We start from the raw sequence: 21,941 nt of genomic DNA on the forward strand, positions 1-21,941 counted from the left end.
GACGTTCGACGAAAAATTCGGCGCGCGCTCAGGACGCGCGCCGATGCGTTTCATGGCGAAGGCTCGCCTCTCACCATTGGAAATTGACCGAGCCCATGAATGTGCGCGGCTGGCCGTAGTAGGCGTATTGAGAGCCGTCGCTGTATTCGAAATAGTGGCGGTCGGTGAGATTCTTGATGTTGAATTGGAACTTCACCTTGTGTCCGTCGATCTCGGTCCGATAGGCGCCCATCGCATCCAAGCGGACATAGCCGGGCAGCTTCCACGTATTGGCGTCAGAGCCGTAGCGCTCGTCCGAGGCATAGAGCCCGCCGCCGAACTCGAAACCTTCGGATTGATGCGGCGCGGTGTCCCATTTGGCCCAGATGTTGCCGACATTCGGGGCGGCCCCATTGAAGCGATGTCCGGCGTTTCCGTTGTTGTTGTCATTGGTGAGCTTGACGGAATCGAATGTGTAGCTGGCGATGACGCTCAGATTTTCAGTCACCTGCCCAGAGATATCGACCTCGATTCCCCGGCTGGCGACCTCACCGATCGCGATGCTGCGGCCGGGGAAGAATGGATCGCGCTGGAGGAGGTTCTTCTTGCGCAGATCGAACAGCGCGAGGCTGGTCGTCACTCTGCCGTCGAGCCATAATTTCTTGACGCCCACTTCCCATTGCAGGCCCTCCTGTGGCGGAAAGGCTGAGCCGTCTCTCGAGACGCCATTGTTCGAGCCGAAGGAGCGGACATAGCTGCCGTAGATGGACAGATCATCCGTGACTTTGAACAGCACAGCGGCGCGGGGCGAAAGCTTCGGCTTGTCCTGATAGTTGCTTCCTGGAAATCCCGTGCAGAAGGGATAGCAGCTCGCCCAGCCGTCGCCATAGTCCTTGGGGTTGCCGCCTTGCGCTTTGTCCCATCGTCCGCCGAGCAGCAGGTGAATGCGATTGTCGAAGAACGACATCTGATCCTGCGCATAGACGCCGAAGTCTCTGTTGGTTGCACGCCAGAGCATGTTCGATCCGGTGATGTAGCGGTCGAAAGCGAGTTTCGAATTATAGACCCCATAGACCGGCGCATAGATATTGAGCGGATAGCCATAGCTGTCCGAGCCATTGGAGTTCCTCTCGGTCGAGAACCAGTCGATTCCGACGAGAGGGCGATGGGTGATGGGTCCGGTCTCGAACTCTCCGGAGAGATCGAGGTTGGTCGACAGCATCTGGATGGAATTGCGTTCGCCATAGAAGGCGCGGGAGATGGTCGTTCCGTCGAACCCGCCATAGGTCTCGAAGCCGTAAGCGCTATCATTGCTTCCAGAATAGTGGAGACGATTGGTGATCTTCCACTTCTCGTCGAACTTATAGGTCCAGTCGTAGCCGATGAGCGTTCGGCGGACGACATAGGGCTGATTTTTCCACAGGCCCGGATCGCCGATCGAGAAGTTTCGTCCCAAATTGAGCGGCCGGTCATTGTAGCCGGGGATGACCTGCGCATTTCCGCTCGTGTCGTAGCGGAGATCGACTGGAATGGCGCCGACGCCGGATGGCCCCGTTTGCCGCTTCTCATAATGCTCGACCTGGACATTGAACTCGAAATTCTGCGTCGGCCGGAAGGTGAGAAAGAGCGCGACCGCGCCATTGTCGCGATGATCGAAATTCACGAAGGAATCGGCATGGTCATAGACGCCCATCAGGCGATAGAGGACGGTCTTCGCCTCGTCCACGGGGCCGGTCACGTCGAAGCTCGTGCGCGACAGCCCCCAGCTGCCGAACTGCTCGTTCGCCTCGGCCTTGAAAACCTCCTGCGGACGCTTGGTGACGACATTCACGAAGCCGCCGGGCTCGATGCGGCCGTAGAGCACAGAATTCGGCCCTTTCACCACCTCGACGCGATCGGTGAAGGCCACCTCCTCGCCGCCGACCACGGCTTCGAGCTTCAACCCGTTGCGATAGGTCTCGCCATAGCCCGTCTTGAAGCCGCGAATAAGATAGGAGTCGAAATAGCGTCCCGTCGCCTGCACGCCGGAGACGTTCTTGACCAGCTCCATGGTGTTCAGACCTTGCTGATCGGCGATCAGCTCATGCGGTATGACCTGGACGGCGGCCGGAGTGTCGATGAAGGGCGTGTTGGTCTTCGTCGCGCTGAAGCTCGCCGAGCGCGCATAGCCCGTCTGCTTTTCGGGATCCGTCGCGGCGGCGTCCGTGCTGCGAGTCGGCTTGGAGCCGCTGCCGATGTCGATGGCGGGCAAAGCCTCCTGCGCCGAGGCGACCGACGAGAGAAGTGAGATACCGAGCGCGCAGGCGGAGACGCCGCGCGAAAGCGTGGTGGGAAACATGATGGTCACAGCTCCTGGCGCGGCGCATCGCGCTCGCGCGAACCGAGGGGATGTGCGGCTCGGGGCCGCCTTCGATCGGTCAGGGGCGAGCAGGCGGCGCGCGCGAGGACCAGGAGCTCGCCCATCCGCTCTGCGCGGACGGCGTGCGCGGGCTCTCGGGCGCGCGATCGAGAAAGACGGCGATGCGCCGCGCGAGGTGGTTCGACGCCGCCTCGCGCGGCGGCGGCGACGGGCTCTGTTGCGCGCCGCAGCAGAGGACGCAGGCGGCTTTATGATCGGCGTGCTGCGCGTCGCCGGCGGCGCCCGGCATGCAGAGCTTCGAGAGCGACGTCGCGGCGGGGGCGCCGACGCCCGCGCGCCGCGCATGGGCCTGCCCCGTTGCGACGATGTTCTGCAGCAGCAGGACGAAGGCGAGCGCGGCGAAGGCGAGCGCGCGCAGCGTCGTCCCGAGCATCGCGCCTTTTTCCCTCGCTCGGAGTTTCCGCTGCACCGTCGTCCCGTCTCCGTTGTCGATTTCCCGAAACGGTAGAGAGGCTTCCTATCACCAGTCTGTCAAAATTGCCCCGCCGCGATCTTCAGCCTGACTGTGACTTTACGGCAACAATCCGGCCGTGCTACGTCCGTTGCGGGGCTGGGATAGACAAGACTGGAGCGGCGTCCAGTGAAGATCCTGTTGGTGGAGGACGAGCCCGACATGTCGCGGCTCCTCTCCTCCCTGCTCAAAGGCGCGGGCTTCGTGATCGACCATGCGACGTCGATCCGCGAGGCGGAAGAGGCGACGCGGCAGATCGCCTATGACCTCAATCTGCTCGACCGGCGCCTGCCGGACGGCGACGGCGCCGAGCTGATCCCGCGCATCCGCGCCATGCGGCCCGGCGCGCGAGTGATGATGCTGACCGCGCTCGATTCGCTCACCAGCAAAGTGTCCGGCCTGGAAGCCGGAGCCGACGATTATCTGACCAAGCCCTTTCAGGGCGAGGAGCTTATCGCCCGCGTGCGCGCCTGCCTGCGTCGTCCCGGCAGCGCTTCGCTGCCGCCGATCCGCATCGGCGCGCTGTCCTTCGATCCGGCGACGCGGGGCGTCGCCATCGAGGGACGGCCGATCACATTGCGACGTCGCGAGCTCACGCTTCTCGAAGCGCTGGTCCGGCGCGCCGACCGCGTCGTGACGCGCGATGTGCTGCTCGACGAGGTCTTCAGCACCGGCGACGATGTGCAGTCGAATGCGATCGACACTCTCGTCTCGCGTCTGCGGCAGCGCCTCACCTCGGCCGACGCCGATGTGACGATCCTGACCGCGCGCGGCATCGGCTACATGCTCACGGAAGCGGCTGGACGATGAAGCGCTGGTCGCTGTCGACCCGTCTGCTGCGAACGCTCGTCGTCACGCAGATATCGGCCTTCGCGATCGGCTGGTTCGTCAGCATCTTCCTCGATCATTACGGCGTCGTCGGGTTCAATTACGACACGCTGAAATTCTACGCCGTCATGCGCGCGCGCGAGCTGGTGATCGCATCATTGACGCGCGACGAGAGCGGCTTCGTTCGCATCGAGGCGTCCGCGGCGCTGCGACGAGAGATCGAGCGCAATCCCGGTCTGCGCTTCGCTGTGTTCGATCCGGAGAGGGAATTGGTCGCTTCCGGCTCGTCGCCGGAGCTCGCCGGCAGCTTCGCCGCGCTGCTGCCCTATAAGCCGAACTGGATCGAATTCACGCTGCCGGGCCGCGATCGCGCCAATGGCGACGCCGTGATGGAAGCCAATGAAACGCCGATCGGCCGACTTCAAGTCGTCGTCTATGGCTTCAAGGGCCATTGGACCGATCTCGTAATCGGGTTCCTGAAGCAATCCTGGGGTCATATCTATTATCTGGTCACGCCGCTCGTGGTGTCGGTCCCTGTCTTATGGTTCGCGATCCGGCGCGAGCTACGGCCGATCCGCGAATTCACAACAGGCTTGACGGGCATAGATCTGAACTCTCTGCACCAGCGCCTGCCCGAAGGCAATTATCCCGACGAGCTGGCGCCGCTCGTGCGAACGACCAATGAGACGCTGGCCCGTCTCGACGACGGCGCCATGACGCTACGCCGCTTCACCGCCAACGCCGCGCATGAGCTTCGCACTCCGGTCGCCATATTGAGCGCGCGGCTCGACGCGCCGGAGGAGCCGACGCTGAAGAATGATCTGAAGCGCGATGCCCGCCGCATCCGCAATATCGTCGAGCAATTGCTCGCGGTCTCCCGCATCGGCGCGCACGCCGAGGATGCTTTCGAGCGGTTCGACCTCGTGGAGACGACGCAGGCCATCGTCTCCGACGCGCTTCTCCTCGCCTATCGGAGCAATCGCCAGATCGATTTCATCGCGTCCCCCACGCCCGTCACGATCCGAGGCGATCACATGGCGATCGAGTCCGTTGTCTCCAATGTCATCGACAATGCGTTGCGGGCCGAGCCTTCGGGCGGAGCGATCGTCGTCATTGTCGATGACGGTCCTTCTGTATCGGTCGTCGATCACGGCGCGGGCGTCGCGCCCGAGGATCGGGACATGGTTTTCGAGCCCTTCTGGCGCAAGAGCGCCGTCGCGGACGGAACCGGCCTCGGCTTGGCGATCGGGAAAGAGCTGATGACGGCCCATGGCGGCCGCATCTGGATCGAGGATACGATCGGCGGAGGCGCGACCTTCAAGATGGCTTTTCCGTCGATTCCGCTCCATGCCAATGCGACCGAAGGGCCGGGATGAGCTTCATCCGTTCCGCGAACGGGTCGCCACCAAGATTTTGCGAGCTGCCGGCGGTTGGGGCGACGCCGTTGTGAAGCTCGATCGAGGTCGCGATGGCTATCGAGGCGAACCACTTTCTCGAAGTCTCCATGATCGGTCGATGTCGCTCGTTGCATATGGCCGACAGAGCGTCGCGCGTGACGCGCTACGATCCTCACTTTGTGGCCGAGCACGCGAATCCGCGGGGTCGTGCACGTCGACTTCAAACTCGCAGGCTGCAACGCCCCAAGACGTTATCAGCTCATCGAGCTTGGTCGCCATTCCTATGCGCTTGCAAGACCGGATCGATTGCTCGATGCTCGGCGCGCTATGTGAGCACATGTCGAACGAGCATTGGCGTCTCGATCGATGCGGGTAAGAGTTTCAACTCACCCACAGTGCGGTAAAATGGAAATGCCTTTGATCTCCTCTGCAACCGCTGTGCGACGCAGCAATGGGCGCGCTTTCAAAGGCTGCTGTGAGACGACTCTCCCAGTGGTGCGACGGACGGGCGCGTGGATGGTTGGCGGCGAGACTGAATTCGGCGGTGGGTCAGAAAGGGGATAGCGTGACGACCATACTCGGGCTCAACGCCTATCATGGCGACGCTTCTGCCTGTCTCGTGCGTGACGGCTCGATTGTCGCGGCGGCGGAGGAGGAGCGTTTCCGCCGCGTCAAGCATTGGGCGGGGTTTCCATCGGAGGCCATCCGCTATTGCCTCGAGGAAGGTGGTCTGAGGCTCGCTGATGTGGCGCATATCGCGGTGAATTCCGATCCGAAGGCCAGCCTCCTTCGTAAGATCGGCTATGCGCTGAAGACGCGCCCCGATCTTTCGCTCATTGCGGATCGCATCCGCAATCAGAAAAAGCGGCGATCGATCGAGGCGGAATTGGCGAACGCATTCCCGGGAGCGACCTTCGAGGGGGAGATTCATCGCATCGAGCATCATGTGGCTCACGCGGCCTCTGCGTTTCTGGTCTCGCCCTTCGAGCGCGCGGTGGTTCTATCGGTGGATGGGTTCGGCGACTTTTCGAGCGCCGCCTGGGGCATGGGCGATCGAAATGGCGTGTCGATCGACGGACGTGTCTATTTTCCGCATTCGCTGGGGATCTTCTACCAGGCGATCACGCAATATCTCGGCTTTCCGCACTATGGCGACGAATATAAGGTCATGGGGCTCGCGCCCTATGGCCGACCCCTTTTCACGAGCGCGATGCGACGTATTCTTCGGCTCGAGGACAATGGCGCTTTCGCGCTCGATCTCCGCTATTTCCGCCATCATAAGGAAAAAATCGCGTATGAATGGACTGGCGGCGCGCCTCATGTCGGCGTGCTCTATAGTCCGGCCTTCGAGGATCTGCTGGGACCGGCGCGGACCGAGGACGAGCCGCTGGAGGAGCGCCATCGCAATATCGCGCGTTCTGCGCAAGCGATGTATGAAGAAGCCTTCTTCCATTTGCTGACTAAGCTTCATGAACGATATCGACATTCCGATCTCACGCTCGCCGGGGGCTGCGCGATGAATTCGGTGGCGAATGGCAAGATCAAGCGTAATTCGCCGTTCCGTCGGGTCTATATTCAGTCTGCGGTAGGTGACGCTGGCGGCGCGATCGGCGCTGCGATGCAGGTCTGGAGCGAGCTCGGGGGCATCGTGTCTGGAGCATCGACGGCTACGGCGCTGGAGGGGGATAGGATATCGGGCCGAAGCGTGATGGATCACGCCTATCTCGGTCCAACCTATGACGACAAGGCGATCGAGGCTTTGCTCGCCGCGCGCCGGGCGGAGCTCGCCGGTCAGGATTGCGTCGTCGAGCATATCGGAGACGAAGCCGCGCTGTGCGAGCGTGCTGCGGACGCCATAGCGCAGGGTGAGGTTGTCGGCTGGTTCCAAGGGCGGATGGAGTGGGGACCGCGCGCGCTCGGCAATCGCTCGATCATTTGCGATCCGCGCCGCGCCGATATGAAGGACATTCTAAATCTCAAAATCAAGCGTCGCGAGAGCTTCCGTCCCTTTGCGCCTTCGATTCAGAGAGAGAGCGTCGCGCATTGGTTCGAGGAGGATGGCGACGTGCCGTTCATGATGCAAGTGTTTCAGATAAGGGAAGAGAAGCGTGCGGCGATACCCGCGATCACCCATGTCGACGGATCGGGGCGCTTGCAGACGGTTCACCGTGAGACCAATCCGCGCTATTGGGGATTGATCGAGGCGTTCCGGGTGCGGACGGGCGTGCCCATGGTGCTCAACACATCGTTCAACGAGAACGAGCCCATGGTTTGCAGGCCCGACGAGGCGCTGGACTGCTTCTTGAGAACCAAGATGGATGTGCTGGCGTTGGGGAACAGCTTCATTCGTCGTCGAAATGGTTGAGCGCCGGCTTCGAGCGCCGCAGCACTCGGAGTCGTGATGCTCATTTTCGTGAACCGCTATTTTCACCCAGACCATTCGGCGACGAGCCAGATATTATCCGATCTGGCGTTCGGATTGAGCGCGCGTGGGCATGATGTGCGCGTCATCGCCTCGCGGCTGCGATATGACGCGTCAGACGATCTCTTGCCGGCTCATGAGGTCATCCGCGGGGTCGAGGTTTTTCGTGTGTGGACGTCGCGCTTCGGCCGCGGCGATCTCATCGGTCGGGCGATCGACTATGTGACCTTCTATCTGTCCGCCGCGTGGCGACTCTTGCGATTAGCGCGCGCCGGAGACATTATCATCGCCGAGACCGACCCACCGATACTGTCCGTCATCGTCGCTCCGATCGCGTATTTGCGCGGCGCGCTTCTGGTCAATTGGCTACAGGATCTATTTCCGGAGGTGGCCCAGGCCGTGGGGCTCGGCAGACGCCAGCTTCCGGGTCTCGTCTACGACCTGCTTCATGCGCTGCGCAACGCATCATTGCGTGCGGCGGCGATGAATGTGGCGGTGGGTAAAAAAATGGCGGAGCGATTGTCGTCGCTGGGCGTGGCGGCGGATCGCATCGCCGTCATTCCGAACTGGGCGGACGCCGAGCGGATCCGTCCGGTCGCGCCAAAAGACAATCCGCTGCGAAAAGAATGGGGGCTCGAAGGCTCCTTTGTCGTCGGCTATTCTGGCAATCTCGGGCGCGCGCATGATTATCGCGCTATGCTGGGCGCGATCGAGCGCCTGAGCGGCGGGCCTTCGGAGGCCCCGACAATTCGATGGCTATTCGTGGGCGGGGGCGCGCTTCACGATGCATTCAGACGCGAGCTGCGCGCCAAGGGGCTGAAGGGCGTTTTATTCGCGCCCTACCAGCCGCGCGAGCGCCTCTCGGAGAGCCTATCGGCGGCGGATGTCCATCTCGTGTGCCTTCGACCCGATCTCGAGGGCTCGGTCGTGCCCAGCAAATTCTATGGCGTCGCCGCGGCCGGTCGTCCGACGATTTTCATCGGCGATTTGGACGGTGAGATTGCGCAGATCGTCAGGCGAAGCGATCTCGGATCCGTGGCGCCACACGGAGATGGGGAGGAGTTGGCAGCGCAGATCTCGGCGCTCGCGCTGGATCCGGCTCGTTGCAGTGACATTGGCATGAAGGCGCGCCGGCTCTGCGAGGAAGAGCTCGACAAGCGCGTCGCTCTCGATCTCTGGGAGCGACTGCTGGAATGTTTGCCGGCGAGAGGCGTCGGCGCCGCTTGACGGTCGCGCGCGCCTTTCGCGCATTCAGCTCGCGACGCTCGATTTCTGCGCGCGAGCCTTGCCGAAGACGGAAATTCCATCGATCGCGCGCCGCATCGGAACCTCGAATAGATGAAATGAAATAAGGCTCGTTGCGAAGATGCACGCATAGCAGACGAGGCTCAGCGCGACGATTGCGATTCCGCTGCCCTTCATCAGCTTGTCGCCGACGATGTTTATTAAAACCAGAATAAACAAATTGTGCCACATATAGATCGAATAGGTGAGCTGTCCGAGCGGCGCGATCTGCGTCAGGCCGGGCGTGGCGGCCGCGTAGAGGTCGCGCGCTGCGGCGCCCGTCACGAGCAAGATGATCAGAGCCAAGATCAGCAAGGGCGATTGTCCCGAGAGCATGGCGGCCACGATCGCCAGCAGGCCTCCCGCGAGAATGGGGATAGGCGGTGTGAACGGCTCGAGGAGATGACGGAGCCGGAAGAGCGCCACGCCGATGCCGAAGCCGAAAACGCCGCGCAGAAGCGGATGAAAACGGTCGGTGTCGATCCAATCATGAACGCCGAAATCGAGACCGTATCGGTAAAGGGCGCCGAGAATGATTGCGACGCAGATCGTCGCGATGACGAAAACGTCTCTCTGCCTGGCGCTTCGAGCGAGAATAATGGCGATAGGAAAGCCGATATACATCATCATCTCGACGCTGATCGACCAGTTGACGCCGTTGAAATACTGACGATTTCCACATTCGATGATCGTATGCAGCAATAGGATCGTATCCGCTATGCACAGCGGGCTGAAGGAAGGGGTATGCCGGCTCGGCAATTGCAGCGCCGAAAATCCCGCATATAGGATCGCTGAAACAATGAGCGTCAGCAGATGAAGCGGGAATAGTCTCGCGATGCGCTTTTTTAAAAAGCCGCCATAAGAGCTCAGATCGTCGATGCGGCCGAAATACATGTAAGATATGACATATCCAGATATGATGAAAAACATATCGACGAATAGAGCCAGGCCATCCGAGCGCTCATTGGCGGCGGAAGAGAGCATGAACTCTTTGGAGTGATGAAACACGATTCCGAGCGCGGCGAGGAAGCGAAGCGCGTCGAGGTGCAGCATCTCCCCCGATTTCGCCATGAGCGGCTTCAGCTTCAACCACTTCCGCATAACCGAGTTCCAGCTTTCCCCATCGATGTTGTCTAGCTCGCGCCGAATGATTTACCAAGCGCAAATTCTGCAGGTTTGACTGTCCTCCGAGCGCGCAATGCGGAATGTTTGTTGCTTCTTCGTGTAGTTCCGCCGTGCGGAGGCTTTCGACGAAGTTATCGCTTTGTCTCCGCCAGCGCTTCCTTTTTTAATTCTTCTAACAATTCTAGATATTTCGTCGCGACGCGGTCCCAGCCGAAGCTCTCGGCGGTGGCGCGGGCGCCGGCCCGCAATGTCGCGAAGCCGGCCTCGTCCTCGAAGGCGGAGCGCAATTTTTCCGTAATATTCCGGGCGTTCCGCTCGATCGCAAAGCCGTTCAGGCCGTCCCGCAAATAGTCTTCGATTCCGCCGACGCGGGTCGCGAAGACCGGGAGGCCGGCCGCCATCGCCTCCATGCAGACGAGCGAGAAGGTCTCATAGGCGGTCGGAAGCACGAAAGCGTCGGCCGCGGCATAAAAGGCGGCGACGTCGCGCCGCGCGCCGCAAAAAACGAGGCGGCTTTCGGCCTGCGCGGCGAGCTTTCTGTAGCGCGCTGGATTGTCGGAACCGACTGCCGCCAGCCAATAGCGCTCGTCCAGAAGCGCCAGCGCTTCGATCAGCGGCGCGAGTCCCTTGCGCGCAAATTCATGTCCGACGAACAGCAGCAGCCGCGCGTCGCGCGGTATTCCGAATTCGCTGCGAATTTGCGCGCGCGCTTCCTCCGAGGCTTGGAAACGGTCGAGATCGATGCCATTGTAGATGACACGAATGCGCTCGGTGGGGACATTGTAATGCAGTTGCAATTCTTCGCGGACGCGGGCAGAGACGGCGATGTATTTACGGTAGCGGAGCCCGCCGATCATCCATCGGTCACGCAGGGCGACCCAATAATGCATAGGATTGAGCAGCCAGCCCCAATTGCCGGCCTTGCGTTTCTGCGAGAGACTTTCCGCATTCACGGCGTGGACGACGAGCATGTCGCCGCGCAGGCAATCGCCATGGCTGATGATCTGCGCCATCCGCGCGCGGCGTCGAAGGGCCAGCGTGGCGGCGAGCGTGAATATCGGCATGACGACGAGCCGGCCGATATGGCGCATGGGGCCGCGCGTCGGCACGCGCGAGAGCCATGGCGTGATCTGCTCTATTTCGGAGGGCGCGTCGCCATCGTCCGCGACGACCGCCGCCATGACGCCGTTTCGCGCTCCGGCGCGTGTGAAGGCTTTCGCGAGTTCGAAGGCGACATTCTCGACGCCGCCGTCTCGGCTGAATTCTTGCACGACCTGAACGATTTCGAGTGAATTGTGTGAGCCCATTGGTAAGTCCATGACACGAATCTTCGTAAGAATAGCGTGCTCGACGCTGCTATTCGCCGCATCGGCCGCCTTTTGTGAGGATAGGCCCCTCGAGGCCGATGCGCCTTTGCGGATGCGCATCGGCGGCGGCAATCTGGTGACGCATCTGCACGGAGCGCCTTCCGCGCAAATCTATGCGGCGCTGAGCGGAGTCGGCGCGCCGCTCGGCCGCATGGATTCCTATGGCTGGCGCACGCTCGACCGCAAGCCGACGCCCAGCGATTTCGACGCCGCAATGCGGGAGGCCTATGAGCGCGGAATAACGCCGATCATTCTGCTCGAATATGAAGGCTCTTATCAGTTTCTCGATCCGCCACAGCCGATCGGCTCCTACAGAGACTGGTTCATCGCCGGCGTCGCTTATGCGCGGCGCTTCCAGCCCGGCGGCGAGTGGGCGAAGGCCAATCATGTCACGGGATGGGGCGCGACAATCTTCACGGCGATCAACGAGCCGGATGTGCAGGCGACCATTCCGCGCGACGATTATCGGCGCGCGCTCGAGGGGCTGGCCGATGGCGTTCACAGCGTCAATCGGGAACTGAAAGTCGTGCCCGGGGGCTTTGCCACCTGCAACTCGCATGGCGACGCGACTTTGCGCGGCTATGGCCCGGCCATTGCGCCATTGCTCGAGGATGGTCGCCTCGATGGCGTCGATCTGCACACTTATTATAATTTCCGCTGGTTTCCTTTGACCCGCGGTCGCCAATTCTCGGCGCAGAGCTGCTTCGATCGCGTCAAAAAGGCGATGGGCCTCTCGCGCGACATTAATTTCTACGCGACCGAATATAATATCTCGAAATCCGAGGGCTGGGCGCGGCCGGAGACCGCCGCCAAGCTGTTCCTGACCGCCTTTTGGGACGAGATGGCGGTGGTCGGCGCCGACGGGCGCAGGCCCGCGACCGTTTTTGCCATGCCCTGGAACCTCGGCGACACTGGCGCGATCGAGGGGCCGAGCTACGCAATGGCGGCAGGCGCGGCTCCTTGGCGGCCGGAGGCGCGCGCCATCGTGCTGCGCAATCTGATCGAGCTCGCCGGCTCGATGCGTTTCATTTCCATCGATCGCGAGAAGGGGCTGCTGACGTTGGAAGGTCCGACCGGGCGATTGCTCGTCTGGCATGATCTCGAGGGCTGGACCGACGCGCCCGGCTCGGCATGGACGGTGCCCTTGCCGGCATGGGCCGTCACTGCGGAGCTGTGGGGCTGGGACGGATTGCGTCGACGCGTCCCCGTGGCGGGATCGGAGCATCGCTTCGCCGCGCTGAAGCCGGACGAGACCTATATGGTTTTCTTGCCCCGGCCTAAGCCCTGAGAGACGTTGCATCATGGGCCTCGAGCCAAGCGCGCCGCAGCGTGCGCGCGACCTCTTCATAGGTGAAGCGCGCGGCGACATTCTCCAGCGCAGCGCGTGATGTCGCGCGCAGATCGTGTTTTCCGACGGCGATGTCGTCGAGCAGGCGCGCGAGCGCTGCGCTGTCGCGCTCGGGTGCGACCCATCCGCCTCCGCCGATCACATTGGGGATCGCGCCGCCGGTGGAGCCGATCACCGGCACGCCGCAGCTCTGCGCCTCGATGATGACGCGGCCGAACTGCTCGCGGACGCGCGGCGTCGTGCGCGTGAACAAGATCAGCGCATCGAGCCCGCGCATGAATCGCGCGACCTCATGCGGCGGCGCCCAATCGCGAAAGCTCACGCGCTCGCCGAGACCGAGCCGCGCCACGCGCGCGCGCAATTTGCCTTCATGCGGGCCGGCGCCGATCAGATCGAGGCTGACACTGGCCTCCGCGCGCGCGATCGCATCCAGCACATCGTCGAGCCCCTTCTCCTCGACGAGACGGCCGACATAGCCGATGCGCAATCCCGCGCCCCGCGGCTCCACGGCTCCGTCGGGACGGAAGCAGTCCTGATCCACGCCATAGCCGATCATCGTGACCGGACCCTCATAGCCGCCGGCCCTCACCACGGCCTCGGCGTCCGGGCTGCGCGCGAGAATATGCGCGCATTTCTTCAGCACGAAGCGGCGAATGGTCTCGAATGGCGGCGGCAGGGTCTTGAGTATGTTCTGATCGACCTCGAGCACGAGCGCTGCATCCTGCTTCGTCAGCGCGGCTTGCAGCGCCACTATGCTCCAAGGTTCTTCCCAAAGATGAAGCACATGCGGCCGCACCTTGCGCAGCAGGCGCGGGAGGCGCGGATAGAAATGCAGATACCAGTTCAACGGCCCAGCGCTCGGGAACAGGATCGGCAGCACATGCAGCTGCATGTCGGGGTCGATTGCGGGCTCGCCGATGAGCGAGCGGCCGAACTCGCGCCAATTTTTCGGCACGACGAGATGCAGATCGAGATCGCTCTGCCGGAGCAGGGGCGTGTAGCGCTGGCGGCCGCCTTTCTGGCCGACGGCGGAATGCGCGACGGAAACGACGCGCAGAGGGGAGGGGGCGCTCCGAAGCTCAGACACGGCCGAGCATCCTCGCGACGACGCCGGACACGCCGGTCAAATGCAGCTCGGCCATCGCCAGGCTTCTGGCGGCGCCATTCAGCGTGTTGCGCGGCAGGCTGAATACATTGCTCCGGCGCCGCATCACGCCCTTGCGCGTCGTCGCCGCCGAGGAAAAGCCCGCTCGCCGCGCGAGCTCGAAATCACGCTCGCCCGCATCGGCCGCGCGGCCGAAGGGAAAGGCGAAATGTCGAACATCTCTGCCGAGCCGCTCGCGCAGGCGCTGACGGCAGGCTTCGAGCTCGGCGAGCGCCTCCGCTTCGGCGAGCGCCGAGACGCGCGGATGATCGACCGTATGCGCGCCGATCTCGACGAGCGGATCGCGCGCCAGCGATTCCAGCATGTCCCAGGAGATGGCGTGCTTCTCGCGCAGCTGCGCCTCGTCGAATCCATTCTCCGCGCAAAAGGCCGAATAGAGCGCGCCGGCGCGGGGGCCTTCCCAGGCCCGCTCGATCGCCGCATAGACGGCGCGCTTCTCTTGCGCGGTCTCGACTTTTACTGTCTCCCCGTCGTGAGCAATGCGGTCTTTACTCAGGATGATGTCCTCGAGGCCGGCATGCCACATCGACATTGTCGCATCGGGAATGCCCGTGGTCACGAAGAGCGTCACCGGCGCTCCATGCGTGCGGAACAAGGGGACGATCTCCTCGAAAGTGTCGCGGTAGCAATCATCGACGGAAAAATTCACGAAGCGGTCGCCGGGCCGATTGGCGGCTGCACGCTCTATCGCCTCTTCCATGGTCACGATCGACCAGCGCTGCGCCTTCACATAGACGAGCAGGCGATCGAGATAGGCGAGATCGAGATAGAAATTGCGATTGGGCAGCCGCTCCCATAGCGCGCTCGGGGCGGCGCGATGAAAGGTGAGAAGACAGCCGCGTGCGCCCCTCGCCGTGTCGAGGAGCGCGCCGATGGGTCGCAGCGCGGCCTCCATCGGCAGGACGCCTGTCAAGCTCGACGCGAGACTCATGGCCGCTCTCCTGGTCCAAGCAATTTTCGCAGCTTCGAAAAACCCGCGCCGCGCAGCTGCGGCAGCAGCACGAATGCTCCGGCCGCGGTGCAGACTGCGCAAGCTGCGGCGCCGGCGATGAGCCGCGGCGCCAGGGCGCTCGCTTGCGCCTCGATCATCCATCCGGCCGCCAGCATGGCGGCGCCGGGCGCGGCCGCCACGCATGTCAGCGACAATATCCGTCCTCGATTGGGCAAGGCCCATGTCGTCCCGGCCAGCAATGTGAGGCTGCGCGCGCTCTCGCCGAGGCCGATCAGCAGCATGCCGAGGCCGAGCGGCGGCGCGAGCCATGCGCCGAGCGCGTTGATGACGATATTGACCAGATAGGCTCCGACGACGATCAGCGTCGCCCGCGCATTGCGGCCCTCGCTGTTGAGATGCCGCAGGAGAATCCATCCGAGCGTCGAGGCCCATAGGCCGATGGAGACGCCGCGCAGCGTCGCGCTCGCGAGCAGCAGGCCGGTCTCCGAGAAGGCGCCGCGGAAAAACACCAGCCGCACGATATCGGATGCGAAGACGAAGACGAAGGCGGACGCCGGCACGGTGAGCGCGAGGATGAGGCGCGTGATCGCTTCGATCTGACGATGGCTCTCGTCCTTCCGATAGCTCGACATATAGGCGAGGCCGACCGGCTGGCTGATGAGCAGCAGCGCAGTGTCCGAGAGCGTGCGTGAATAGTCGAGCGAAGCCACCGCGCCGGTGACGTTTCGCGAGGCCGCCAAGCGCTCGATCCAGACCTGCGTCTGTTCCGCGAAAGGAAGCGCGAGCAGCGGGCGCAGGCGCCACAGAAACTCGCGTCCGGCCGCAAAGATCATGGCGGGATGCGCGCCGCTCGAGTCCAGCGTGCGCTCCCGATATCGCGACCAGAGGCCGAACAGCGCCAAGGCGTTGAAGGAGAGCGTGAAGGGCCAGGCGAGCGCGCCGAACCAGCCGAGGAAGGCATAGAGGGCGAGGCCGATGATCATCGACAGATTCAAGAGGCCGGCGCGCAGATTGGAGAGTCGCGTCTTGCCGAGCGCGATCTCACCCGCCGCCAGCGTGTTCACCAGCACAGAGGCCGGCATGGCGAAGCTCATGATCTCGACATAGCTCAGCGTCAGCGCCTTGCCCTCGGGCGTGAAGCCGCCGAGCATCAGATCGATCCACCATGGGCCGAGCGTCTGCACGCAGAGCATCACCGCAATGGCGGCGAGCGTCAGCGCGCAGCAGAGCGAGGCGAGCAGGCGAGGGGCGCGCCCTTCCGCCTGGGCGCGTTGCAGCATGGGGATGAGAATGGCCGGCGCGCTCTCATTCTGCAGAAAGCACAAGGGCAGCAAGATCACCGTGACGGCGCCTCTGTAGCCGTCGGCCAGCAGCGACGCGCCCAGCACTTGCGCCATCAATATCTCGCGCGCGAAGCCGAGAATCTTGCTGGCGAGCGCGCCGAGCATCAGCAGCGCGGCCATTTTGCGCGGCGCGGCGCGCGCCGCCGGCGCCGCGCTCGTGCTCGTGCTCGGAAGGCTCACCGAGGGCGCGGCGCTGCGAAGGCGCTGGGTCCAGCTCATCGGCGCCGCCGAAGGTCGAAGCCGTGACGCAGGCCGGACGCCGGGACGGAGGCGAGCGCGAGCGCCATGAAGGTCCAGAAGAGAAAGCCGGCCTCGCCCGAGCCTATGCCGGCGAGCGGCAATTGCACGAGGAAGAAGGCGCCGAATGCGCCGAGCATGACGCTTTCCGCGCGGCCGTCGTTCAGCGCGCCGATGATCGCCGAGACAGTGACCCACACCAGCGCGAAGAGGCATATGAGACCGAAGACGATTCCCATCGACTGCCAGCAGGCGATGATCATTCCATCGACGGGCTGCGAGCCGGCGACGCCCGTGTCGACCGTGGTGAATCCGGCGCCGATCAGCGAGCTGTCGGAAAGATTCCACAAGGCGGAATATTGATCGATGCGCTCGCGCGCGCTGCCGTCGCGGCTGCCTTCCGTGAAGGTCGCCAATCTCGCGCTGATCGACTCGCCGAAGGGCGTCGCGATCAAGGCGACGATCGTCGCCGCGCATAGGCCGAACATCATGACAAAGGAGCGTCCGCGCGTGGCGCGGAACAAGGCGCAGAACAGCATGGCCACGACGAGCGATATCCAGGCGGTGCGATACAGAGAGAGAAACAGCGCGAGCGCCGCGGGCGCGGTGGCGATCTGAGACAGCCAATCACTCTTGCGAAACCACACGAGCAGCAGCCCTACGGCGGTGAAGGTCGCAAAGCCCGCGGGCGCATTCATCGTGCTGAAGACGCGCACGCTATAGGGGACGGGCTGGCCGATCGAGGTGATCGGCGCATTCTGCATCCAATAGCGATCCCAGATGGCCGGATCGACATATTGCACGACGCCGTAGACGCCGATGAGCGGCAAAGCGATCGCGAACACATTGGTGACGGCGGCGAGAATTTCATCCCTGTCGGCGGTTTCCGCGAGCAGCATGGCGTAGAGCAGGGGAGCGAACCATTTGACGGTGTCGCGCGCGGCGCTCATCCACTCGCCTTTGAACAAGGTGAGGATCATCGCATAGACGACGCAGGCGATGACCAAGAGCAGAGGCTCCATGCGCCGCATCCGGCCCGCCGAGGTCATGAGGCCGAGCATGTGGGAAAGAGGCGCCATGAGGCAGGCCAGCGGCCCCACCAGCATCAGGCTGCTCGTGTCATAGCCGAGGCGGACGTCGACAAGCCGTCTCACGAATGGCGTGAAGAGAAACAGGAGCAGCGCCGCTCCGACATGAGCCGAGGGTCCGCGTCGCCATGTCCACCATCCGACAGCCGCGCAGGCGAGCACATAGAGCGCGCGTGCGGGCGCGCCGAGGAAAGGCCCGACAGCGCCGGCGATCAGCAATGCGCCGAGCGCTGCGGCGCATCCGATCAAATGGTCGCGCGCGCCGTGCGCCGCGTCGCGACGGAGCGCGTTCTCTGTTCTGGCGCCAGCGAGACTCGCCATCTCCGCCTCAGGCCGTTACACGCGAAAAGCGTTGCTGGAATGGCGCCTCGTCGCGCTCCGTCATGTTGACGACGAGGCCGAGCAGTCGCCCGCCGGAAGCCGTGAGCCCCTCGGTCGCCGCGAGCGCTTCCTCCGCAGAGCATCCTCCAGCGCGCGCGCAGAGCAGGATCGAATCCGCCTGACGAGCCAGAAGGCGCGCGTCCAATGCATCCGATGGCGGGCAGTCGAGCAGAACGAGATCATAGTCGCGCGTCGCTTTCACCACGGTCTCGATGCGCTTGCCGATCTGCGGCGGCGCCGCTTTGCCGGAGGCGCCGAGAGGCAGAGCGTCGAGCATTCGCGAGGCGGTCCCCGTCACGCAGTCGCGCAGAGGCGCCGTTGCCTCCAGCGCCTCGAGCAGACCCGGGCCGTGCTCGAGGCCGAGCGCGGATTCGAAGCAGGGATTGGCGCGGTCGCATTCGACGACCAGCACGCGATGCCCCATCCTCGCCGCGAAATGCGCCAGGGCGAGAGTGAGGAATGTCTTGCCGTCGCCGCGCGCGGGCGAGGTCACGGCGATGATTCTCGATCCTTTCGCCTCGCCGATGCGCGCGCTCGAATAGATCTCGAACAGCGCGCGTTGCGCAGCCTCGTTGCTCTCCGCGAGCTTGGTGAGGGCTTTCAAAGGCAGGGCGCGATCTCGACGCTCGAGCAGGCCGAAGCGCTTGCCGTGCGCGCTGCGAAAATGCGGCAGCTCGACGCAGAGCGCGTCGCCGGCGAGAGCCGCGAGCTCGGCCGAGCTGCGCAGGCTCTTGTCGAAGCGGTCGCGCAAAATCGCCGCCGTGGCTCCGAGCAGCGTGGCCAACGTCAATCCAGCAGCGAGGAACGGCAGCTTCTTCGGGAAGTAGGGCCGATTGGGGAGCTCGGCCAAGCCCACGAGGCGCGTGCTTCCGTTCAGCACGCGACGATCCGCATCGAGCTCGCTGGCGCGCTTGTACAGCTCGGAATATTGGCGCCTCTTCATATCGACGCCATGCACCAGCGTCTCTATGGAGCCCTGGTCGATCATTGCGTCGCCGACCTCTGTCTTCGCGCCGTCCACTTTGGCTTTCAGCGAGGCGACGAGCGAGTTGGCGGCTTCGTAATTGCGTTTCACCGCGGCGGCGACGCCGGCGACCTCGGCGGCGAGCCGTCGCTGGGCGATGTCGCGCTCCTGCTCCAGCTCGCGCATGGCGGGATGCCGATCGCCGAGCGTGGTCCGGGCGGAAGCGAGCCGGATCTCGATCATGGTGAGCTGCTGCTTGAGATCGGAAACGCTGCGGCTCGCCAGCACGGCGGGCGAGTCGGCCAAGCCCTTTCCCTTGTTCGCGGTGATCTCTTTCAACCGCGCCGACGCCTCCGCGCGCGTGGCCTCGGCGGTGGAGAGCTGCTGTGTGAGGCTGGTGAGGCGTTCGGAATCGATCAGCGCATTGGTTCCGCGCGCGAGGCCTTTCTTCCGCTTGTATTCTTGAATCTTGCCGTCGTCGTCGCGCAATTCGGTCTCGAGCCGATGGACCTCGGCCCACAGCCAATCCGCGGCGTGCTGGCGCCCGGACGACAGGTTCGCGCGCTGGTCGTCGAGGAAGGCGGCGATCAGCGCATTGGCCATCTTCTGCGCTATTTCCGGCCGAGTGGATTGGTACGAAATGCCGATGACGCGCGATCGCCCGACATTGCCGATGGAATAGCGCGTGCGGACGAACTCGACGAGCGCGTCGGAGTCTTCTCTCAGCTTGTCGCAGCCCGAGCGGCGGCCGAGCTTCTCCAGCAAGGCGCTGATCCCTTTGCTCGCGGCGCAATCCTGCAACGCCAGTTCGAGAATGCCCGGCGAGGCGATCGCCGCCTTCAGCACGCGCGACGAGCCGATGATGAGAAGCTGACTCTCCATATCGGCGGGATCGCCGGCCTTCTGCGCCCAAACGGCGGAAGAATTATTGTCGCCGGGCTCCTGCTCGGCGACGATCACCGAGCCTGTCGCCATATATTGGACCGGCAGCACCAGGAGCGCTGCGATGAATGCGCCGAGGATCGTGATGAAAATCACCACGAATATCACTTTGCGTCGCCACAGCGCGGCGAGCAGGCCGCGTCCCGGCGGGTCTGCGGCATAGCTCGTCGCGCGCCTCGGCTCCAGATCGGAAACGGTTGCGCCTAGATTGTCATAGGCCATGCGGGCGTCCAATTCGATTGCTTGCCGCGCTCGCGATCTGCGATCGTTCGGTCCACGAGATCTTTGAATTCTCGCCGAAAGCGCTCGGCCGAAAAATTCTGCGCTTGCCTTCGGCAGGCTGTGCGGGAAAACTGATCCTCTTCCGCGACAAATCTGCGTAGGCAATCGGCGATGTCCGCCGGCGTCGCATTCGCGAAGAACATTCCCGAACGCGGCTCCCTCGCGGACACCGATTCTCTCGCGCCGCCACGATCGAGCGCCAGCACCGGCGTTCCTTCCGACATGGCCTCGACCACGACGATGCCGAAATCCTCCTCGGCGGCGAAAACAAAAGCGCGCGCGGAGGCCATCAGATAGCGAAGCCGCTCATCGCTGACGAAGCCTTCGAAGGAGACATTGTCGGTTGCGATCTTGCGCAGGCGCGCGGCCTCTGGGCCGTCTCCCGCGACAATCAGCCGAAGATCTTCCAGCTCGGCGAAAGCCCTCACGATCGCTTCGACATTCTTATACGGCACGAGTCGGCTGGCGGTGAGGAAATAGGGCTGACGTGAGACCTCTCCGCCTCGGCCGAGCGAGACCGGCGGATAGATTACTTTTGCTTTCCGCCCATATGATTTCTTTATGCGCCGCGCGACGAATTGCGAATTGGCGACCAGCACGTCCGGCCCATTCGCCGTTCGCGTATCCCAGATGCGCAGGTAATGAAGCAATATGCGGGCGACGGCTCCTTTGATCCCTTTCTCGAAGCCATTGTTGCGCAAATATTGATGCTGCATGTCCCAAGCATATCGCATCGGCGAATGCACATAGGAAATGTGAATCTGATCGGGGCCCGTCAGCACGCCCTTCGCGGTGGCGAAGCTGCTGGAGATGACGAGGTCGTAGGAGGAGAGATCGAACTGCTCGATCGCCAATGGCATCAACGGCAGATACAAGCGATGATGCGTGCCGACGAAAGGAGCGTTTTGCAGAAAGCTCGTCGTCTCGCGGCCGATGCCGATCATGGCGCGATCTGCGGGTGGGAGAACATCGAAGAGCGAAAAGACATGCGCTTGCGGATAGCATTGCAAAATTTCGCCGAGGACGCGCTCGGCGCCGCCCAAGACATAGAGCCAGTCGTGCACAACCGCGACACGCATCAGAGAAATCTTCCCCTCGTGGTTCCAGGGCGCTCGTCCATGCGATCACAATCGACGAGGTAGGGCCAATTACGACTTTAAATAAATGCACTGGCGGCGAGGCCTTTCGGCGGTCCTCGAGGTGGAATGCTCCTCCGCTCGCTGCGGGCATTTGTACGATTCCGCTTACGCTCTCGTAAAGTAATTTTTTGTTAAGCATAGTTAACGTGGAAGCGCTCGACTTTTCGGCAAGAGCATCTTCGGCGGCGTAACGTGCAAACGCTCCACGTCGAAAGAGCGAGCGATCTTCGTGGATTGAAGAGCGATCGAGGTGATGCGTTTCGATCGCGTGATCGGCGGTCTCTCGCTCCGCGAGCGCCTATAGTCCGAGCAGCGCCATACGGCGCTCGCCGGCGCTGCGGCGATCCGACGTCTCTGGTCGAGACAAATGATCACGCGAATGAGGCGCGCGGATCTGTTGATGATGATCTCGCGGCGTCGACGCGCTCGGCAAGTTCGCGAGCGTGAAAGCCTAGAAACGTGGATCGCCGAGCGCATGCGGCCGCAAAGGTCGACTTGCTGATCGGTGTCGGCCCGCGCCGCTCGAGGAGGTGGGCCCCCTCTCGCGGTCGGGAGTGCGTGTCGGGCCGTGGCCACGGCGGCTGCGCCAGGCGGTTTCCGCGCGAGCTTGTGAGAAATACGCTTTTGGGGTCTAGACAAGGCCGGCGGGGCTTTCTATAAGCCCGCTCTCGGCGTCGCGAGGCGCCTAGGCCCAGGTAGCTCAGTTGGTAGAGCATGCGACTGAAAATCGCAGTGTCGGTGGTTCGATTCCGCCCCTGGGCACCACTCCCGCCTACGACGAAAACCCGCACTAGAGCCTGTTAAATCAACGGGTTGGCGCGCACTAGC

General features: G+C 63.3%; 15 protein-coding genes and 1 tRNA gene. 6 read left to right on the forward strand and 10 right to left on the reverse strand.

Annotated elements, in window-relative coordinates; translation table 11 throughout:
* Window positions 1-70: 70 nt before the first annotated feature.
* Both A1351_RS13980 and A1351_RS13985 read right to left on the reverse strand, forming a co-directional pair.
* On the reverse strand, window positions 71-2,317 hold the full coding sequence (locus tag A1351_RS13980) for a TonB-dependent siderophore receptor (RefSeq protein WP_024880281.1): 2,247 nt from the start codon (window positions 2,315-2,317) through the stop codon (window positions 71-73).
* 79 nt (window positions 2,318-2,396) lie between these two features.
* Window positions 2,397-2,771 (reverse strand): hypothetical protein, encoded by a 375-nt coding sequence (locus A1351_RS13985; protein ID WP_024880280.1) that lies wholly within the window; start codon window positions 2,769-2,771, stop codon window positions 2,397-2,399.
* A 207-nt stretch (window positions 2,772-2,978) separates the two neighbouring features.
* Here A1351_RS13985 and A1351_RS13990 point away from each other — a divergent pair, with 207 nt between their 5' ends.
* The 4 genes from A1351_RS13990 to A1351_RS14005 all read left to right on the forward strand — a co-directional run bounded on the left by A1351_RS13990 (window position 2,979) and on the right by A1351_RS14005 (window position 8,723).
* Window positions 2,979-3,659, forward strand: coding sequence for a response regulator transcription factor (locus A1351_RS13990; RefSeq protein ID WP_024880279.1), 681 nt, complete (start codon window positions 2,979-2,981; stop codon window positions 3,657-3,659).
* Window positions 3,656-5,053: a HAMP domain-containing sensor histidine kinase gene (locus A1351_RS13995; RefSeq protein WP_024880278.1), complete on the forward strand. Its 1,398-nt coding sequence runs from the start codon at window positions 3,656-3,658 to the stop codon at window positions 5,051-5,053. Before A1351_RS13990 ends, A1351_RS13995 begins: the two co-directional genes overlap by 4 nt.
* A gap of 586 nt (window positions 5,054-5,639) precedes the next feature.
* Window positions 5,640-7,439, forward strand: a complete 1,800-nt coding sequence (locus tag A1351_RS14000) for a carbamoyltransferase C-terminal domain-containing protein (RefSeq protein WP_024880277.1) — start codon at window positions 5,640-5,642, stop codon at window positions 7,437-7,439.
* Between the two features lie 36 nt (window positions 7,440-7,475).
* Entirely contained in the window at window positions 7,476-8,723 is a 1,248-nt protein-coding gene (locus A1351_RS14005; protein WP_083967327.1) for a glycosyltransferase family 4 protein, read from the forward strand.
* 24 nt (window positions 8,724-8,747) lie between these two features.
* On the opposite strand, the gene A1351_RS14010 is transcribed toward A1351_RS14005, so the two are convergent.
* Window positions 8,748-9,881, reverse strand: a complete 1,134-nt coding sequence (locus tag A1351_RS14010; protein ID WP_036308892.1) for an acyltransferase — start codon at window positions 9,879-9,881, stop codon at window positions 8,748-8,750.
* Between the two features lie 155 nt (window positions 9,882-10,036).
* On the reverse strand, window positions 10,037-11,212 hold the full coding sequence (locus A1351_RS14015; RefSeq protein ID WP_064033274.1) for a glycosyltransferase family 4 protein: 1,176 nt from the start codon (window positions 11,210-11,212) through the stop codon (window positions 10,037-10,039).
* Between the two features lie 112 nt (window positions 11,213-11,324).
* On the opposite strand from A1351_RS14015, the gene A1351_RS14020 reads away from it, so the two are divergent.
* Entirely contained in the window at window positions 11,325-12,560 is a 1,236-nt protein-coding gene (locus tag A1351_RS14020) for a hypothetical protein (protein WP_064033275.1), read from the forward strand.
* Here A1351_RS14020 and A1351_RS14025 read toward each other — a convergent pair.
* The 6 genes from A1351_RS14025 to A1351_RS14050 are packed head-to-tail and all read right to left on the reverse strand — an operon-like array spanning window position 12,550 to window position 21,053.
* On the reverse strand, window positions 12,550-13,707 hold the full coding sequence (locus tag A1351_RS14025; RefSeq protein WP_083967329.1) for a glycosyltransferase: 1,158 nt from the start codon (window positions 13,705-13,707) through the stop codon (window positions 12,550-12,552). The genes A1351_RS14020 and A1351_RS14025 overlap by 11 nt on opposite strands.
* The gene (locus A1351_RS14030) at window positions 13,700-14,716 is read right to left on the reverse strand and encodes a polysaccharide deacetylase family protein (protein WP_064033276.1); all 1,017 of its coding nucleotides are present in this window, start codon (window positions 14,714-14,716) and stop codon (window positions 13,700-13,702) included. Before A1351_RS14030 ends, A1351_RS14025 begins: the two co-directional genes overlap by 8 nt.
* A complete protein-coding gene (locus A1351_RS14035) occupies window positions 14,713-16,299 on the reverse strand; it encodes a lipid II flippase MurJ (RefSeq protein WP_083967330.1) in 1,587 nt (528 codons plus the stop codon). The genes A1351_RS14030 and A1351_RS14035 overlap by 4 nt, the downstream gene beginning before the upstream one ends.
* Window positions 16,296-17,726 carry an O-antigen ligase gene (locus A1351_RS14040; RefSeq protein ID WP_064033277.1) on the reverse strand — a complete coding sequence of 477 codons (1,431 nt, stop codon included), beginning with the start codon at window positions 17,724-17,726 and terminating at the stop codon, window positions 16,296-16,298. The genes A1351_RS14035 and A1351_RS14040 overlap by 4 nt, the downstream gene beginning before the upstream one ends.
* A gap of 7 nt (window positions 17,727-17,733) precedes the next feature.
* A complete protein-coding gene (locus A1351_RS14045) occupies window positions 17,734-19,914 on the reverse strand; it encodes a polysaccharide biosynthesis tyrosine autokinase (protein WP_083967331.1) in 2,181 nt (726 codons plus the stop codon).
* Window positions 19,896-21,053, reverse strand: a complete 1,158-nt coding sequence (locus tag A1351_RS14050; RefSeq protein ID WP_024880267.1) for a glycosyltransferase — start codon at window positions 21,051-21,053, stop codon at window positions 19,896-19,898. The genes A1351_RS14045 and A1351_RS14050 overlap by 19 nt, the downstream gene beginning before the upstream one ends.
* Before the next feature lie 749 nt (window positions 21,054-21,802).
* Here A1351_RS14050 and A1351_RS14055 point away from each other — a divergent pair.
* Window positions 21,803-21,878 (forward strand) — tRNA-Phe (locus tag A1351_RS14055).
* The last annotated feature ends 63 nt before the right edge of the window (window positions 21,879-21,941 follow it).

This window comes from Methylosinus sp. R-45379 (assembly GCF_001644125.1).
In the GTDB taxonomy this organism is placed as follows: domain Bacteria; phylum Pseudomonadota; class Alphaproteobacteria; order Rhizobiales; family Beijerinckiaceae; genus Methylosinus.

Coding starts and splice junctions, on each gene's coding strand:
- A1351_RS13985 (WP_024880280.1), bottom strand. CDS start 2,771: ATGCTCGGGACGACGCTGCGCGCGCTCGCCTTCGCCGCGCTCGCCTTC.
- A1351_RS14040 (WP_064033277.1), bottom strand. CDS start 17,726: ATGGCGAGTCTCGCTGGCGCCAGAACAGAGAACGCGCTCCGTCGCGAC.
- A1351_RS14045 (WP_083967331.1), bottom strand. CDS start 19,914: ATGGCCTATGACAATCTAGGCGCAACCGTTTCCGATCTGGAGCCGAGG.
- A1351_RS13995 (WP_024880278.1), top strand. CDS start 3,656: ATGAAGCGCTGGTCGCTGTCGACCCGTCTGCTGCGAACGCTCGTCGTC.
- A1351_RS14035 (WP_083967330.1), bottom strand. CDS start 16,299: ATGAGCTGGACCCAGCGCCTTCGCAGCGCCGCGCCCTCGGTGAGCCTT.
- A1351_RS14015 (WP_064033274.1), bottom strand. CDS start 11,212: ATGGGCTCACACAATTCACTCGAAATCGTTCAGGTCGTGCAAGAATTC.
- A1351_RS14030 (WP_064033276.1), bottom strand. CDS start 14,716: ATGAGTCTCGCGTCGAGCTTGACAGGCGTCCTGCCGATGGAGGCCGCG.
- A1351_RS13980 (WP_024880281.1), bottom strand. CDS start 2,317: ATGTTTCCCACCACGCTTTCGCGCGGCGTCTCCGCCTGCGCGCTCGGT.
- A1351_RS14050 (WP_024880267.1), bottom strand. CDS start 21,053: ATGCGTGTCGCGGTTGTGCACGACTGGCTCTATGTCTTGGGCGGCGCC.
- A1351_RS14010 (WP_036308892.1), bottom strand. CDS start 9,881: ATGCGGAAGTGGTTGAAGCTGAAGCCGCTCATGGCGAAATCGGGGGAG.
- A1351_RS14005 (WP_083967327.1), top strand. CDS start 7,476: ATGCTCATTTTCGTGAACCGCTATTTTCACCCAGACCATTCGGCGACG.
- A1351_RS14020 (WP_064033275.1), top strand. CDS start 11,325: ATGCGCATCGGCGGCGGCAATCTGGTGACGCATCTGCACGGAGCGCCT.